15 protein-coding genes are annotated in these 14,454 nt (G+C 61.5%); 8 read left to right on the top strand and 7 right to left on the bottom strand.

Annotated elements, in window-relative coordinates:
- The first annotated feature begins 127 nt into the window (after positions 1 to 127).
- The 6 genes from hemA (at position 128) to ACYP2A_RS21260 (ending at position 5,537) form a co-directional block, all read left to right on the top strand.
- Positions 128 to 1,405 carry a glutamyl-tRNA reductase gene (gene hemA, locus ACYP2A_RS21235; protein WP_459747863.1) on the top strand — a complete coding sequence of 426 codons (1,278 nt, stop codon included), beginning with the start codon at positions 128 to 130 and terminating at the stop codon, positions 1,403 to 1,405.
- Positions 1,402 to 2,484 (top strand): peptide chain release factor 1, encoded by a 1,083-nt coding sequence (gene prfA, locus ACYP2A_RS21240; protein ID WP_459747864.1) that lies wholly within the window; start codon positions 1,402 to 1,404, stop codon positions 2,482 to 2,484. Before hemA ends, prfA begins: the two co-directional genes overlap by 4 nt.
- Positions 2,485 to 3,318, top strand: coding sequence for a peptide chain release factor N(5)-glutamine methyltransferase (prmC, locus tag ACYP2A_RS21245; protein WP_459747865.1), 834 nt, complete (start codon positions 2,485 to 2,487; stop codon positions 3,316 to 3,318). It abuts the gene before it with no gap.
- 11 nt (positions 3,319 to 3,329) lie between these two features.
- Entirely contained in the window at positions 3,330 to 4,079 is a 750-nt protein-coding gene (locus ACYP2A_RS21250; RefSeq protein WP_459747946.1) for a molybdopterin-synthase adenylyltransferase MoeB, read from the top strand.
- A 4-nt stretch (positions 4,080 to 4,083) separates the two neighbouring features.
- On the top strand, positions 4,084 to 4,899 hold the full coding sequence (murI, locus tag ACYP2A_RS21255) for a glutamate racemase (RefSeq protein ID WP_459747866.1): 816 nt from the start codon (positions 4,084 to 4,086) through the stop codon (positions 4,897 to 4,899).
- A 119-nt stretch (positions 4,900 to 5,018) separates the two neighbouring features.
- Positions 5,019 to 5,537, top strand: a complete 519-nt coding sequence (locus ACYP2A_RS21260) for an acyloxyacyl hydrolase (protein WP_459747867.1) — start codon at positions 5,019 to 5,021, stop codon at positions 5,535 to 5,537.
- A gap of 2 nt (positions 5,538 to 5,539) precedes the next feature.
- Here the strand turns inward: ACYP2A_RS21260 and phrB are convergent, their stop codons facing one another.
- The 5 genes from phrB to ACYP2A_RS21285 all read right to left on the bottom strand — a co-directional run bounded on the left by phrB (position 5,540) and on the right by ACYP2A_RS21285 (position 10,203).
- Positions 5,540 to 6,970, bottom strand: a complete 1,431-nt coding sequence (gene phrB / locus ACYP2A_RS21265; RefSeq protein ID WP_459747869.1) for a deoxyribodipyrimidine photo-lyase — start codon at positions 6,968 to 6,970, stop codon at positions 5,540 to 5,542.
- A 24-nt stretch (positions 6,971 to 6,994) separates the two neighbouring features.
- Positions 6,995 to 7,933 (bottom strand): MerR family transcriptional regulator, encoded by a 939-nt coding sequence (locus ACYP2A_RS21270; RefSeq protein ID WP_459747870.1) that lies wholly within the window; start codon positions 7,931 to 7,933, stop codon positions 6,995 to 6,997.
- 2 nt (positions 7,934 to 7,935) lie between these two features.
- Complete coding sequence (locus ACYP2A_RS21275; protein WP_459747871.1) at positions 7,936 to 8,898, bottom strand: YbgA family protein; 963 nt, start codon at positions 8,896 to 8,898, stop codon at positions 7,936 to 7,938.
- 106 nt (positions 8,899 to 9,004) lie between these two features.
- Positions 9,005 to 9,220, bottom strand: a complete 216-nt coding sequence (locus ACYP2A_RS21280) for a TIGR02450 family Trp-rich protein (RefSeq protein WP_459747872.1) — start codon at positions 9,218 to 9,220, stop codon at positions 9,005 to 9,007.
- Entirely contained in the window at positions 9,217 to 10,203 is a 987-nt protein-coding gene (locus tag ACYP2A_RS21285) for an NAD(P)/FAD-dependent oxidoreductase (RefSeq protein WP_459747873.1), read from the bottom strand. The genes ACYP2A_RS21280 and ACYP2A_RS21285 overlap by 4 nt, the downstream gene beginning before the upstream one ends.
- A 303-nt stretch (positions 10,204 to 10,506) precedes the next feature.
- Here ACYP2A_RS21285 and ACYP2A_RS21290 point away from each other — a divergent pair, with 303 nt between their 5' ends.
- Together ACYP2A_RS21290 and hemH are read left to right on the top strand one after the other, a co-directional pair.
- Positions 10,507 to 11,409 carry a TIGR01777 family oxidoreductase gene (locus ACYP2A_RS21290; protein ID WP_459747874.1) on the top strand — a complete coding sequence of 301 codons (903 nt, stop codon included), beginning with the start codon at positions 10,507 to 10,509 and terminating at the stop codon, positions 11,407 to 11,409.
- Positions 11,410 to 11,421: 12 nt separating this feature from the next.
- Entirely contained in the window at positions 11,422 to 12,444 is a 1,023-nt protein-coding gene (hemH, locus tag ACYP2A_RS21295; RefSeq protein ID WP_459747875.1) for a ferrochelatase, read from the top strand.
- Between the two features lie 71 nt (positions 12,445 to 12,515).
- Here the strand turns inward: hemH and ACYP2A_RS21300 are convergent, their stop codons facing one another.
- Both ACYP2A_RS21300 and upp read right to left on the bottom strand, forming a co-directional pair.
- Positions 12,516 to 13,775, bottom strand: coding sequence for a uracil-xanthine permease family protein (locus ACYP2A_RS21300; protein WP_459747876.1), 1,260 nt, complete (start codon positions 13,773 to 13,775; stop codon positions 12,516 to 12,518).
- Between the two features lie 4 nt (positions 13,776 to 13,779).
- Entirely contained in the window at positions 13,780 to 14,418 is a 639-nt protein-coding gene (gene upp / locus ACYP2A_RS21305) for a uracil phosphoribosyltransferase (protein WP_459747877.1), read from the bottom strand.
- Positions 14,419 to 14,454 lie beyond the last annotated feature (36 nt).

Raw genomic sequence — 14,454 nt, forward strand, 5'->3', positions numbered from 1 at the left:
GGCGTTGTGCGTGCCATCAGGTGTGCCATCCAGCCCCGATTCTAGTGGGACAATAATATGCGGTGGTTGTTCTAAGTCTATCGAAGTAGGACAATTGTCGGCTTCACGTCACCACCAGCGACCCTGAATGGCCTTCCTTGCACTTGGTATCAACCATAAGACTGCCTCGGTAGACGTCCGCGAGCGCGTGGCTTTTACGCCCGAGCAGTTGGTTGAGGCCTTGCAACAGCTTTGCCGCCTGACCCACAGCCGGGAAGCGGCAATCCTGTCGACCTGCAACCGCAGCGAACTGTACATCGAGCACGAGCAACTGGCCCCCGAGGCCATTCTTGCCTGGCTGGCCGACTATCATCAGCTTAGCCTCGATGAGCTGCGCGCCAGTGCTTATGTGCATGAAGATGACGCCGCCGTGCGGCACATGATGCGTGTGGCCTCGGGGCTCGACTCGCTGGTGCTGGGTGAACCGCAGATTCTCGGCCAGATGAAGTCGGCCTACGCCGTGGCCCGCGAGGCCGGCACCGTCGGCCCACTGTTGGGGCGTTTGTTTCAGGCGACCTTCAGTTCTGCCAAGCAGGTGCGCACCGACACCGCCATTGGCGAGAACCCGGTGTCGGTGGCGTTTGCCGCTGTCAGCCTGGCCAAGCAGATTTTCAGCGACCTGCAACGCAGCCAGGCACTGCTGATCGGCGCCGGAGAAACCATTACTCTGGTGGCGCGCCACCTGCACGATCTGGGCGTCAAGCGTATCGTGGTGGCTAACCGGACCCTGGAGCGTGCCAGCATTCTGGCTGCCGAGTTCGGCGCCCATGCGGTGCTGCTGTCGGACATTCCGGCGGAGCTGGTCAACAGCGATATCGTCATCAGCTCCACCGCCAGCCAGTTGCCGATCCTGGGCAAGGGCGCGGTAGAAAGCGCGTTGAAGCTGCGCAAGCACAAACCGATCTTCATGGTCGATATCGCTGTACCGCGCGATATCGAGTCAGAAGTCGGCGAACTGGACGATGTTTATCTGTACACCGTCGACGATTTGCACGAAGTGGTCGCCGAAAACCTCAAGTCCCGTCAGGGCGCTGCACTGGCTGCCGAGGCGTTGGTCGAGGTCGGTGCCGGAGAGTTCATGTCGCGGCTGCGCGAACTGGCAGCGGTGGATGTGCTCAAGGCCTATCGGCAGCAGAGCGAGCGCTTGCGCGACGACGAACTGAGCAAGGCCCAACGCCTGCTCGCCAACGGCGCCAATGCCGAGGATGTGCTGGTGCAACTGGCGCGTGGCCTGACCAACAAATTGCTGCATGCTCCCAGCGTGCAGCTCAAGAAACTGTCTGCCGAAGGCCGCGTCGATGCGCTGGCCATGGCCCAGGAACTATTTGCCCTCGGTGAGGGCTCGACGGATAAACCCCCGCAATGAAAGCTTCACTGCTCAATAAGCTGGATGTGCTCAGCGACCGTTTCGAGGAACTGACCGCGCTGCTGGGCGACGCTGAGGTGATCAGCGACCAGACGAAGTTTCGCGCCTACTCGCGTGAATACGCCGAGGTCGAGCCGGTCATCGAGGTCTACAGGCAGCGCGTCAAGGTGCAGGCCGATCTGGAGGGCGCCCAGGCGCTGCTCAAGGACAACGACCCGGACATGCGCGAAATGGCCGTCGAAGAGGTCCGCGAAGCCAGGCAACAGTTGCAGGTGATCGAAGCCAGCCTGCAACGCATGCTGCTGCCCAAGGACCCCAACGACGGGCGTAACGTGTTTCTTGAAATCCGCGCCGGTACCGGCGGTGACGAGGCGGCGATTTTTTCCGGCGACCTGTTCCGCATGTACTCGCGCTATGCCGAGCGGCGTGGCTGGCGCGTTGAAGTGCTGTCGGAGAACGAAGGCGAGCACGGCGGCTATAAAGAGATCATTGCCCGGGTCGAAGGCGACAGCGTCTACGGCAAGCTCAAGTTCGAGTCCGGTGCGCACCGCGTACAGCGCGTGCCGGAAACCGAATCCCAGGGCCGCGTCCACACCTCGGCCTGCACCGTGGCAGTGTTGCCAGAGCCCGACGAGCAGCAGGCTATCGAGATCAACCCGGCCGACCTGCGCGTCGACACCTACCGTGCGTCGGGTGCCGGTGGTCAGCACATCAACAAGACCGATTCGGCCATCCGCATTACGCACTTGCCCACCGGCATCGTCGTGGAGTGTCAGGAAGAGCGTTCGCAGCACAAGAACCGTGCACGGGCAATGTCCTGGTTGTCTGCCAAACTCAACGACATACAGACCAGTGCAGCGGCCAATGCCATTGCCACCGAGCGCAAGCTGCTGGTGGGCTCGGGCGACCGCTCCGAGCGCATTCGTACCTATAACTACTCCCAAGGGCGAGTGACGGATCACCGCATCAACCTGACCTTGTATTCGCTCGATGAAGTTTTGAGCGGTGGAGTCGATGCAGTGATAGAACCGCTGCTGTCCGAATATCAGGCAGACCAACTTGCGGCACTGGGTGAATAAATGACCATCATCGCCAGCCTGTTAAGAAGTGCTGAACTTCCCGATTCACCGACCGCGCGCCTCGATGCCGAACTGTTGCTGGCCGCCGCGCTGGGCAAACCGCGCAGCTTTTTGCACACTTGGCCCGAGCGCATCGTCAGCACCGAGGCGGCCGTGGCTTTTTCCGGTTATCTGGCGCGGCGTCGTCAGGGCGAGCCGGTGGCGTACATTCTCGGCCAGCAAGGGTTCTGGAAGCTCGATCTGGAAGTGGCCCCGCACACGCTGATCCCGCGCCCGGAAACCGAAATGCTGGTTGAGGCGGCCCTGGAGCTGGTGCCGGCGTTTGCCAGTGCACGCATTCTGGACCTGGGCACCGGCAGTGGCGCCATCGCCCTGGCGCTGGCCCATGAAAAAAGCACCTGGCAGGTCACTGCCGTCGACCGTGTACCGGAAGCGGTGGCGCTGGCCGAGCGCAATCGTCAGCGGCTGCGCCTGGACAACGCCCGTGTGCTGCAAAGCCACTGGTTCGAGGCCCTGGCCGGTGAGCGTTTCGACCTGATTCTGAGCAACCCGCCGTATATCGCCGACAACGATCCGCACCTGAGCGCGGGCGATGTGCGCTTCGAGCCCAGCAGTGCGCTGGTGGCGGGCAGCGATGGCCTGGATGACTTGCGCAGTATCATTGCGCAGGCACCGGACTACCTGAATGCCGGCGGCTGGCTGATGCTCGAACATGGTTACGACCAAGGCGCAGCAGTGCGTGAACTGCTGTTGCAGCAAGGCTACGAACGTATCCAGACGCGCCGCGACCTGGGCGATCACGAGCGCATCACCTTCGGTAGCCTGCCGTGCTGACGGATGCAGGCCTGAGTGATGAAGAGCTGCTGCGCTACAGCCGGCAGATTCTGGTGCAACACGTCGATATCGACGGCCAGTTGCGCCTCAAGGCCAGTCGCGTATTGATCGTGGGTTTAGGCGGGCTGGGCTCGCCGGTGGCGCTGTACCTGGCCGCCGCCGGTGTCGGTGAGCTGCACCTGGCCGACTTCGATAGCGTCGATCTGACCAACCTGCAACGCCAGATCGTGCATGACAGCCACAGTGTCGGCCAGCCCAAGGTCGATTCGGCGATGGCCCGGCTCACGGCGCTTAACCCCAAGATCGAGCTGGTCGCGCATCGTCAGGCGCTGGATGCCGATTCTCTGGCTGCCGCCGTGGCCGGGGTCGATCTGGTGCTCGATTGCAGCGATAACTTTTCAACCCGCGAGGCGGTCAACGCTGCGTGTGTCGCGGCACGCAAGCCGTTGGTCAGCGGTGCGGCGATTCGCCTGGAAGGACAGTTGTCGGTGTTCGATTCGCGCAATGCGCAAAGTCCGTGCTACCACTGCCTCTACGGGCATGGCAGCGAGGCTGAACTGACCTGCAGCGAAGCCGGTGTGGTAGGCCCGCTGGTGGGGCTGGTCGGCAGCCTGCAAGCCCTTGAGGCGCTCAAGTTGCTGGCCGGATTCGGTGAGCCCATGGTCGGTCGGCTGCTGCTGATCGATGCGCTGGGTACACGTTTTCGCGAACTGAAAGTACGCCGTGATCCGGCTTGTGCAGTGTGTGGCGGAGTGTCCTGAATTCATGACCGACGTGCAGATGAGCCATGGCCGCGAGGCGCCGGTGGCCGTGTTCGACTCCGGTGTCGGCGGGCTGTCGGTGCTGGCCGAGATTCGCCAGCTGCTGCCCGCAGAATCCTTGTGCTACCTGTCCGACGGCGGGCATGTGCCGTACGGCGAGAAGACCCCGCAATTCATTGTCGAGCGTTGCATGGCGATTGCCGGCTTCTTTCATGCCCAGGGCGCCAAGGCGCTGGTGTTGGCGTGCAACACGGCAACCGCAGCGGCCGCCGCGTCATTGCGCGAGCGTTATCACGACTGGCCGATCGTGGCCATGGAGCCTGCGGTCAAACCGGCGGCCGAAGCCACGCGCAGCGGTGTGGTCGGTGTGCTGGCCACCACCGGCACCTTGCAGAGCGCACGCTTTGCCGCCTTGCTCGACCGTTTTGCCAGCGATGTGCGGGTGGTCACCCAGCCTTGCCCCGGGTTGGTCGAACTGATCGAAACCGGCGACCTGCACAGCGCGGCCATCAGGCAATTACTGCAAGGCTATGTCGAGCCGTTATTGGCTCAAGGCTGTGACACGCTGATTTTGGGCTGTACGCACTATCCCTTCCTCAAACCATTACTGCGCCAGATGGTGCCCGACAGCGTGACGTTGATCGACACCGGGACAGCGGTTGCCCGGCAATTGCAGCGTTTATTGGCGCAACGCGATCTGGCCGCTCACGGCCCGGCGCGCGACACGTTGTTCTGGACCAGTGGCGATTCGGACAATTTCAGAAAAATCCTGCCTATCCTGTGGAAAAAATCCGACGCTGTGCGAAGCTTTGACTTGTAAAAAAAATGTGAAATCTTCGTTGCATCGCTGAACTAATGTTCTGTAACAGATTTCTATAAACAGGTCTGAAACAAGCTTCAAAAAAACTACAACGGCGTGATTAGCACAGGATGTTTCTAATGAAACGACTTTTTTGTGTGGCTGCACTTGTGGCTGCAACGATGGGGCAAATTGCTGTAGCACAAGCGGATGGTGTCGAGTTTTCGGTCGGGCAGACGAGCGACTCGACCATGACCTATCGCTTGGGTGTTCAATTTGATTGGGACAAGAGCTGGCTGCAAAGCGATGTGGGTCGCCTGACCGGTTACTGGGATGCGGCGTACACCTTCTGGGAAGGCGACAAAAGCTCCAATAACCACAGCCTGTCGTTTTCGCCGGTGTTCGTATACGAGTTCGCGGGCGATAACATAAAACCCTACATCGAAGCGGGCATTGGCGTTTCGGCGTTTGCCAACACCCAGCTTGAAGACAACAAACTGGGCAGCTCTTTCAACTTCGAAGACCGCATCGGCTTTGGTCTGCGCTTCAAGGGCGGCCACGAAGTGGGCATTCGTGCGACCCACTATTCCAACGCCGGCATCAAACAGCCGAACGATGGCGCCGAAAGCTTCGCCCTGCATTACAAGCTGCCGTTCTAAAATCAGGCAGAGCCGCGCTTTGGCAGGTTTTTAAAGGCTTCCAGGGCCCTTGCGCGGCTTGCACTCAGATCGACGATGGGCTTTGGATAGCCATCCACGCCAAACAATCCGCCGCTGGCCGCCGGGTTGTGCACTTCCTTTTTATTCAACCCTTCCAGTTCCGGCAGCCAGTGTTTAATGAAGCGGCCGTCGGGATCGAATCGTTCCGACTGTGACAGCGGATTGAAGATGCGGAAGTACGGCACCGAGTCCGTGCCGGTCGAAGAACTCCATTGCCAGCCACCATTGTTGGCCGCCAGGTCGCCGTCGATGAGGTGGCGCATGAAGAAGCGCTCGCCCTCGCGCCAGTCGATCAACAGGTTCTTGGTCAGGAACATCGCGACCACCATGCGCAGGCGGTTATGCATCCAGCCGGTTTCGAGTAATTGACGCATGGCGGCGTCGATGATCGGCAGGCCGGTGCGGGCTTCTTGCCAGGCTTGCAGGTCTTTGGGGGCATTGCGCCAGGGCAGGGCTTCGGTCTCGCTGCGAAAGGCCCGGTGCATCGAAACCCGTGGGTAGCCGACCAGAATGTGCTTGTAGAACTCACGCCACAACAGCTCGTTGATCCAGGTCACGCTGCCAGTGTTGCCGCTGTCGAATTCGCCCTGGTTGCTGTTCAGTGCGGCATGCAGGCACTGGCGCGGCGAAATCACCCCGGCGGCCAGGTAGGCCGACAACTGGCTGGTGCCAGGCTTGGCCGGAAAGTCGCGTTCGCTCTCGTAGTAATGAATTTGCTCGTCGCTGAATGCATCCAGGCGCTTTTTCGCTTCGGCCTCACCAGCAGGCCATAACGCGCGCAGGGCTTCATTGGGAGTATCGAAGCCTTTGACGGTGGCTGGTATCGGATCGCTCTTGATCGACACCGGCTGTTGCGCGCGGTGCAGGCGATGCGGGTGCGGCGTGGCCGTGTGCAGGCGTGAATAGCAGACCTTGCGAAACTGGCTGTACACCTGAAAGTACTGATCGCTTTTGGTCAGGATGCTGCCCGGCGGGAACAGCAACTGATCCAGATGGCTGTGCCAGGTGACCCCGGATTTTTCCAGCGCCTGCTGCACGGCTTCATCACGGCGAGTTTCGTTGACGCCGTATTCTTCGTTGACGTGCAACGCTTCGGCTTTCAGCTCCTTGCACAGCGCATCCAGGACCTTGGGTGCCTTGTCCCAGGTATCGGCCTCACGGATCAGCAGCGGCACGTTGAGTTTGCCGAGAGCTTTTTCCAGCTCGGCCAGGTTGCGCAGCCAGAAGTCGACTTTGCAGGCCGCATCGTCATGGCGCTGCCATTGCGTCGGGCTGAGCAGAAAAACGGCCACGGTCGGGCCTTTGCCAAGGGCGGCATTCAGGGCAGTGTTGTCGTGAACGCGCAAATCGCTGCGCAGCCAAAGCAGTTGCATGGGCAGTCCCGTTCTTCAAATGAATCAGATAATCCCGAGTCTGTTCAGCTCGCTGTGCGCTTCAAGCGGGTCGCGGGTCAGGCTCAGGTTGGCAATCGCGTGGGTGCAGGCGGGCAATTCGTCGTGATGGATGACCACCGCCGGGCCGCTGATCACGACCGGGCAATGGATATTGCTCAACAGCTTCGGTAACTGGCTCAGGTTAAGGGCCTTGCCGGAGTACAGCAGCACCGCGCGTGGGGTCAGGTATTCAGCGGCCAGTGCCAGCTCACCCACCGGCAACGCCCCGTCGAACACCTCGACCGGGCAATCGGCACTGCTGATCAGCCACGCCGCCAGCCACAGGTGTGGCTCCATCGGCAGGTCGGACTGATTGACCAGCAACAACGGCGGGCCGCTGAGCTGGCGATTGTTGTGATAAATGCGCGCGCCGAATTTGCTGCGCAGCCAGGAATGGAAAAACATCCGTTCCATCTGGCTGCCGAACGGGTTCTGCCAGCGCTGTTCCAGATCGGCCAGCAGCGGCATCAACAATTGCTCGCACAGGGTGCGCGGCGGATACAGGGCCATGGCCTGGTTGAACAGGTCGTCGACCCGTCGCTCGGCCAGTCCGGCGATGGCCTGCAGCAAGGCCTGGCGCAGGGTGTCCCAGTCGTTGCCGGAAGGCAGTGTAATAACGCTGTCGTTGTCGAGCAGGGCTTTGACCTGGCTGACAGAAACGCCACGGTTGAGCCAGGTGAGGATCTTCATCACCCGCTGCACGTGGTCGTCGGAATACAGCCGATGCCCCTTGGCGGTGCGGTGCGGGACAATCAGCCCGTAACGACGCTCCCAGGCGCGCAGGGTCACGGCGTTGACGCCGGTCTGGCGCGCGACTTCACGGATCGGCAGCCAGCCATCCGGCAAAGGGCAGGCGGCAGCGGCGTCCTGTGTGTCAGGTTCCTGGAGGGGGGCTGGTTTCATGATCAGATCGCATTTCGCAGGCTAAGAGGTTCCGGGTGCGGCTGCATATACACCTGCAGGGCAATATACGGGTCCGGGTGATGACGGAAGTGATGCTTGAGCAAGGTCAACGGCACGACTAGTGGCACGATGCCGTGACGGTATTGAGCAATCAGCGTCTGAAGCTCCTGTTTATCGTCGCCGCTCAGGGTTTGCTTGAGATAGCCGCTCAGGTGCTGCAACACATTGGTGTGCCCGCGCCGTGTGGCGCATTTTTTCAGGGCTTGCATCAACTGGCTGAAATATTGAGGGGCAATAACGTTCGGGTCGCTGCGGCCCATGCTGCCAAGCAGCTTGCCCAAGGCGTGGTATTGAACCACATCGCTGGCCATGACCTGATACTTGTAGCGCGAATGAAAGTCGGTGAGGGCACGGCGGCTGATGCCAGCCTTGAGCAGTCGCTGCCAGGCCGCATAGGCATACACGCGGGTGATGAAGTTCTCACGTAATACCGGGTCGTTCAGCCGGCCATCTTCTTCTACAGGCAGGTCCGGGTGGCGTGCGCAAAACGCCTGGGCATAGATGCCACGGCCGCCGCCGTCGAAGGGAGCACCGTTTTCGCGGTACACCTTGACCCGCTCCAGGCCGCACGAAGGCGACTTCTGCATGAAGATGTAACCACTGATATCACTCAACGTGTCGGCCATGTGCTCGCCGTACTCGGCCAGCGCCTGGGTCACGTCCAGCTCGGGATGCACGGTGCCGACAGCCTGCGGCTTGTCGATGTCGCCCACCAGACGGATCGGCTCGCGGGGCACGCCCATGCCGATGGCGACTTCCGGGCAGGCGGGAATGAAATCGAAATAGGTGTCCAGCGCCTGAGTGCACAGGTCGGACTGCTTGTGGCCGCCGTTGAAACGGACCTCGACGCCCATCAGGCAGGCACTGACGCCCAGTTTGGGTTTGTCGGTCACAGACTGGAACATTGCACACCTCGGCTCAGGAACTTGTACAGATGACCTGCTTTGTACAATTGAAGTTCATGATAAATGTGAGGTTGTACAAGTCAAATGCTTTGTACAAGATAAAAGGTCACTGCCAACCCATTCGCCAGTGCTCGGCATCCTGCAACGTTTGCCAGGGCAGGCGCTGATTGCGCCCGGTCAGCACGGCCTGCAATTCGATTTCCAGCACCGTGCCTTCTTCGTCGCGAAACAGTTCGGTCACCAGAAAGTGCTTTTCACGGTTCTGCGGCACTGCCGCTGTCCATTTCGACAGCAGCAGCTTGCGGGGATTGAGGCGCTTCAACGGACGTGTTCGAGCAGGCGGCGGGCGGCTTGCTGGCCGCTGAGCCAGGCGCCTTCGACCCGGCCCGACAGGCACCAGTCGCCGCAGGCGTAAATACCCAGGTCGGCGTCGGACAGCACGCCCCATTCATGTGCGCCGGCAGGGCGGGCGTAGAGCCAGCGGTGCGCCAGGCTGAACACTGGTTCGGGCATGCTGCAGTCGAGCAGTTCGGCAAAAGCGCCATGTAAATGCTCGATCACCGTTTCCTTGGGCATGTCGACATGCTCGCGGCTCCAGGTGCTGGTGGCATGCAGTATCCAGGTATCGAGCTCGCCGTCGCGCCCCGGTTTGCTGCGGTTGCAGGCCAGCCAGTCGAGCGGGCTGTCCTGCACGAAGCAACCTTGCATCGAGGTTTGCAGCGGCGTGCTGAACGCCAGCGCGACGGCCCAGGTCGGGTCCATTTTGACGCCGGCGGCCACGGCGGCCAGTTTCGGTGCAGCGGCCAGCAGGGCGGTGGCCTGCGGCGCCGGGGTGGCGACGATCACATGGCTGAACGGCCCGTGGGTCTGGCCCTCGGCGTCTTGCAGATGCCAGTGCTCGGCGCCGCGAAAGACCTCGGTAATACGGCACGAGAAGGTCACCGGCAGATCGCCGAGCATGGCCCGAGTGATCGCGCTCATGCCGGGCGTGCCGACATAACGCACTTGCTCATCGGGCGAGGGGCTGAGCCGCCCGCCATGGAAGTTGTACAGCGAAGGGGTCCATTCGGCGACCCAGCCATTGGCTTGCCATTGATTGACGGTGGTCACGAAACGACGGTCGCGCGCAGTGAAATATTGCGCGCCCATGTCCAGAGAGCCTGCGTCGCTGCGCTTGCTGGACATGCGTCCGCCGCTGCCGCGGCTCTTGTCGAAAAGGTGTACAGCGTGTCCGGCAGTGGTCAGCGCCTGCGCGGCGGAGAGTCCGGCGATACCGGTACCGATGATTGCGATGGGTACAGTCATAGGGGCCTCGTTACCTTGTCTGCACAGACTACGCCGTCCTCAAAACCTGTACAATCTTGTTCTTTGGTATAGGTTGCAGTCGTTCACATTTCGGCAGTGACGAGGGCTCTGCAACTCGTACGGTCCATGACGGTCAGTCTGTAGCTAATAGACAATGGGCCAACTACCCGGTTCGGGCAGTAAAGCTCCAAATCTTTTCAGGTGTGGCCTATGTTTCAGCTAAGGGTCTCGCTTGACGAATAAGCACAACCTGCAAGAAATAGACTACTCAATGGCCGCGAACGCCACTTAAGGATACCTGCCATGCACATCTTGCTGACCGGCGGTACAGGTTTGATCGGTAAAGCACTTTGCCAATTCTGGCAGGCTCAGGGGCATCAACTGACGGCCTGGAGCCGCCATCCCGATCAGGTGCGACGACTGTGCGGTGAGCAGGTGCGCGGTATCGCTCAACTGCAGGAACTGGACGGCCAGACTGTCGATGCCGTGGTCAACCTGGCCGGTGCGCCGATTGCCGACCGGCCCTGGACACGCAAGCGCCGCCTGCTGTTGTGGGACAGCCGCATCCACCTGACCGAGCAAATACTGGCCTGGATCGAGCGCCAGCCGCAGCGTCCGCAGGTGCTGCTTTCAGGTTCTGCGGTGGGCTGGTACGGCGACGGTGGCGAGCGTGAGCTCGACGAAAGTACCCAGCCAGTCAAAGAAGACTTTGCCAGCCACCTGTGCCTGGCCTGGGAAGAAACCGCCCTGCGCGCCGAAGCCATGGGTGTGCGCGTGGTGCTGTTGCGCACCGGTCTTGTGGTCTCCGCCAAGGGCGGGATGGTCCAGCGTCTGCTGCCGCCATTCAAGCTGGGGCTGGGTGGCCCCATCGGCAACGGTCGGCAGTGGATGCCGTGGGTGCACATCGACGATCAGGTCGGCGCCATCGATTTTCTCCTTAATCACAGCGATGCGCGCGGTCCTTATAATCTGTGCGCGCCGTCACCTGTGCGTAACCGCGAATTTGCCAAGACGCTGGGCACGGTTCTGAACCGCCCGGCGTTCATGCCAATGCCGGGGCTGGCGCTGCGCATTCTGCTTGGCGAGATGTCCGGGCTGCTGCTGGGCGGCCAGCGTGCGCGGCCAGCCCGTCTGCAAGAGGCCGGCTACACCTTCCGCTTTACCCAATTGCACGACGCCCTGCGTAACGTGCTGGACCGTCACTAAATAGGATCTTGCATGACCGATCATGCGCTGTTGCTGATCAATCTGGGTTCGCCCGCGTCCACCAGCGTCGCGGACGTACGCCGCTACCTCAATCAGTTTTTGATGGACCCGTACGTCATTGATTTGCCGTGGCCGGTACGCCGTTTGCTGGTGTCGCTGATCCTGATCAAGCGTCCCGAGCAGTCGGCGCATGCCTATGCCTCGATCTGGTGGGACGAGGGCTCACCGCTGGTCGAGCTCAGCCGCCGTTTGCAGACGCAAATGCGCAACCAGTGGACGCAGGGGCCGGTAGAGCTGGCCATGCGTTATGGCCAGCCGTCCATCGAGTCGGTGCTGCTGCGCCTGGCCGGGCAGGGTATCCGCAAGGTCACGCTGGCGCCCCTGTACCCGCAGTTTGCCGACAGCACGGTGACCACCGTGATCGAGGAGGCCAAGCGCGTGGTGCGTGAACGCAAACTGGACATGCAGTTCTCTGTGGTTCAGCCATTCTATGACCAGCCCGAATACCTCGATGCGCTGGTGCAGAGCGTGCGCCCACACCTGGAACAGCCTTATGACCACTTGCTGCTGAGCTTTCACGGCCTGCCGGAGCGGCACCTGCGCAAGCTCGACCCGACCGGCAACTTCTGTTTTCAGGACAACGAGTGCTGCCTGAAGGCACCGCCTGAGGTGCTTGCCACCTGCTACCGCGCGCAGTGCATCCAGTCGGCAGCCGCCTTTGCCAAATTGATCGGCATTCCCGAGGGCAAGTGGTCTGTGTCGTTCCAGTCGCGGCTGGGCAGGGCCAAGTGGATCGAGCCCTACACCGAGCAGCGCCTCGAAGAATTGGCCGCCCAGGGCGTCAAGCGCTTGCTGGTGATGTGCCCGGCGTTCGTCGCCGATTGCATCGAGACCCTGGAAGAGATCGGCGATCGCGGCGCCGAACAGTTCAAGGAAGCCGGCGGTGATGAGCTGGTGCTGGTGCCGTGCCTGAATGACGACCCGAACTGGGCGGCGGCGCTCAACACCTTGTGTGAGCGCGCGCCGGCGTTGTAATACGTCGTAGGAGCGGCTTTAGCCGCGAAAGGCGCAACGCGGTGTCGTGCCTTTCCCGACTAAAGTCGGTCCTACGGTTTGTGCTTCCACCCGTCGTTGCCTGGCAGAATCAGGTTCAGGGCAATGGCGGTGATCGCGCACAGGGCGATGCCTTTGAGGCCGAAATCATCAGGCCCGGTGCCGCTGCCGATCAAGACGCCGCCAATCCCGAATACCAGCGTGACCGAAACGATCACCAGGTTGCGCGCCTCGTTCAGGTCGACCTTGTGGCGGATCATGGTGTTCAGGCCCACCGCTGCGATGGAACCGAACAGCAGGCACAGAATGCCGCCCATGACCGGCACCGGGATGCTTTGCAGCAGTGCGCCGAACTTGCCGACGAAGGCCAGGCTGATGGCGAAGATCGATGCCCAGGTCATGATTTTCGGGTTGTAGTTCTTGGTCAGCATCACCGCACCGGTCACTTCGGCATAGGTGGTGTTGGGTGGGCCGCCAAACAGGCCGGCGGTCGTGGTGGCGATACCGTCGCCCAACAGCGTGCGGTGCAAGCCAGGCTTTTTCAGATAATCACGCCCGGTCACGCTGCCGACCGCAATCACCCCGCCGATGTGCTCGATGGCCGGTGCCAGCGCCACCGGAACGATGAACAGAATCGCCTGCCAGTTGAACTCCGGTGCCGTGAAGTGCGGCATCGCCAGCCACGGTGCGGCGGCGATTTTGGCGGTGTCGACCACGCCGAACCAGAACGCCATGGCAAAGCCCACCAGCACACCGGAAATGATCGGCACCAGCTTGAAGATGCCACGGCCAAAAACCGCCACCACCAGCGTGGTGAGCAGGGCGGGCATAGAGATCCACATGGCGGTTTGATAGGGAATCAGCTCGGCGCCGTCGCCGGATTTACCCATCGCCATGTTCGCCGCGATCGGTGCCATGGCCAGGCCGATGGAAATCACCACCGGGCCGATGACTACCGGCGGCAGCAAGCGGTCGATGAAGCCGGTGCCCTTGATCTTCACCGCCAGGCCCAGGAAGGTGTAGACAAAGCCCGCCGCCATCACGCCGCCCATGGTGGCAGCCAGGCCGAACTGGCCCTTGGCAAGGATGATCGGGGTGATAAAGGCAAAGCTTGAGGCCAGGAACACCGGCACCTGACGCCCGGTGACCAGTTGGAACAGCAAGGTGCCCAGGCCTGCGGTAAACAGTGCGACGTTGGGATCAAGCCCGGTAATCAGCGGCATCAATACCAGCGCGCCGAAGGCCACGAACAGCATCTGCGCCCCTGACAGCACCGTGCGCCACAGGGGATCGTTGAACTCATCGGGCTTCATTGATTCAGGCGTCCTTCTGCTTGGTGCCGAAAATCTTGTCGCCGGCATCGCCCAGGCCCGGAATGATGTAGCCGTGTTCGTTCAAGCGCTCGTCGATGGAGGCGGTGTAGACCACCACGTCCGGGTGGGCCTTTTCGACGGCGGCAATGCCTTCGGGAGCGGCGACCAGCACCATGGCGCGAATCTCGCGGCAACCGGCTTTCTTCAGCAGGTCGATGGTGGCGACCATGGAACTGCCGGTGGCCAGCATCGGGTCGATGATCATCGCCAGGCGCTCGTCGATTTCCGGCACCAGTTTTTCCAGATAGGTGTGTGCCTGAAGGGTTTCTTCGTTGCGGGCCACGCCCACGGCGCTGACCTTGGCGCCCGGAATCAGGCTGAGCACGCCGTCGAGCATGCCGATGCCGGCGCGCAGAATCGGCACCACGGTGATTTTCTTGCCGGCGATTTTCTCGACCTGCACGGTGCCGGCCCAGCCCTGGATATCGTAGTTTTCCAGCGGCAGATCGGCGGTGGCTTCATAGGTGAGCAGGGCGCCGACTTCCTGGGCCAGCTCACGGAAATTCTTGGTGCTGATATCGGCACGGCGCATCAGGCCGAGTTTGTGGCGAATCAACGGGTGGCGGATTTCACGGACAGGCATGGCAATGCTCCTGGGGGCGGGCAAAAAAACGGCCTA

This window comes from Pseudomonas sp. 3A(2025) (genome assembly GCF_054589175.1).

Coding starts and splice junctions, on each gene's coding strand:
- hemA (WP_459747863.1), top strand. CDS start 128: ATGGCCTTCCTTGCACTTGGTATCAACCATAAGACTGCCTCGGTAGAC.
- prfA (WP_459747864.1), top strand. CDS start 1,402: ATGAAAGCTTCACTGCTCAATAAGCTGGATGTGCTCAGCGACCGTTTC.
- prmC (WP_459747865.1), top strand. CDS start 2,485: ATGACCATCATCGCCAGCCTGTTAAGAAGTGCTGAACTTCCCGATTCA.
- murI (WP_459747866.1), top strand. CDS start 4,084: ATGACCGACGTGCAGATGAGCCATGGCCGCGAGGCGCCGGTGGCCGTG.
- ACYP2A_RS21260 (WP_459747867.1), top strand. CDS start 5,019: ATGAAACGACTTTTTTGTGTGGCTGCACTTGTGGCTGCAACGATGGGG.
- phrB (WP_459747869.1), bottom strand. CDS start 6,970: ATGCAACTGCTTTGGCTGCGCAGCGATTTGCGCGTTCACGACAACACT.
- ACYP2A_RS21270 (WP_459747870.1), bottom strand. CDS start 7,933: ATGAAACCAGCCCCCCTCCAGGAACCTGACACACAGGACGCCGCTGCC.
- ACYP2A_RS21275 (WP_459747871.1), bottom strand. CDS start 8,898: ATGTTCCAGTCTGTGACCGACAAACCCAAACTGGGCGTCAGTGCCTGC.
- ACYP2A_RS21285 (WP_459747873.1), bottom strand. CDS start 10,203: ATGACTGTACCCATCGCAATCATCGGTACCGGTATCGCCGGACTCTCC.
- ACYP2A_RS21290 (WP_459747874.1), top strand. CDS start 10,507: ATGCACATCTTGCTGACCGGCGGTACAGGTTTGATCGGTAAAGCACTT.
- hemH (WP_459747875.1), top strand. CDS start 11,422: ATGACCGATCATGCGCTGTTGCTGATCAATCTGGGTTCGCCCGCGTCC.
- ACYP2A_RS21300 (WP_459747876.1), bottom strand. CDS start 13,775: ATGAAGCCCGATGAGTTCAACGATCCCCTGTGGCGCACGGTGCTGTCA.
- upp (WP_459747877.1), bottom strand. CDS start 14,418: ATGCCTGTCCGTGAAATCCGCCACCCGTTGATTCGCCACAAACTCGGC.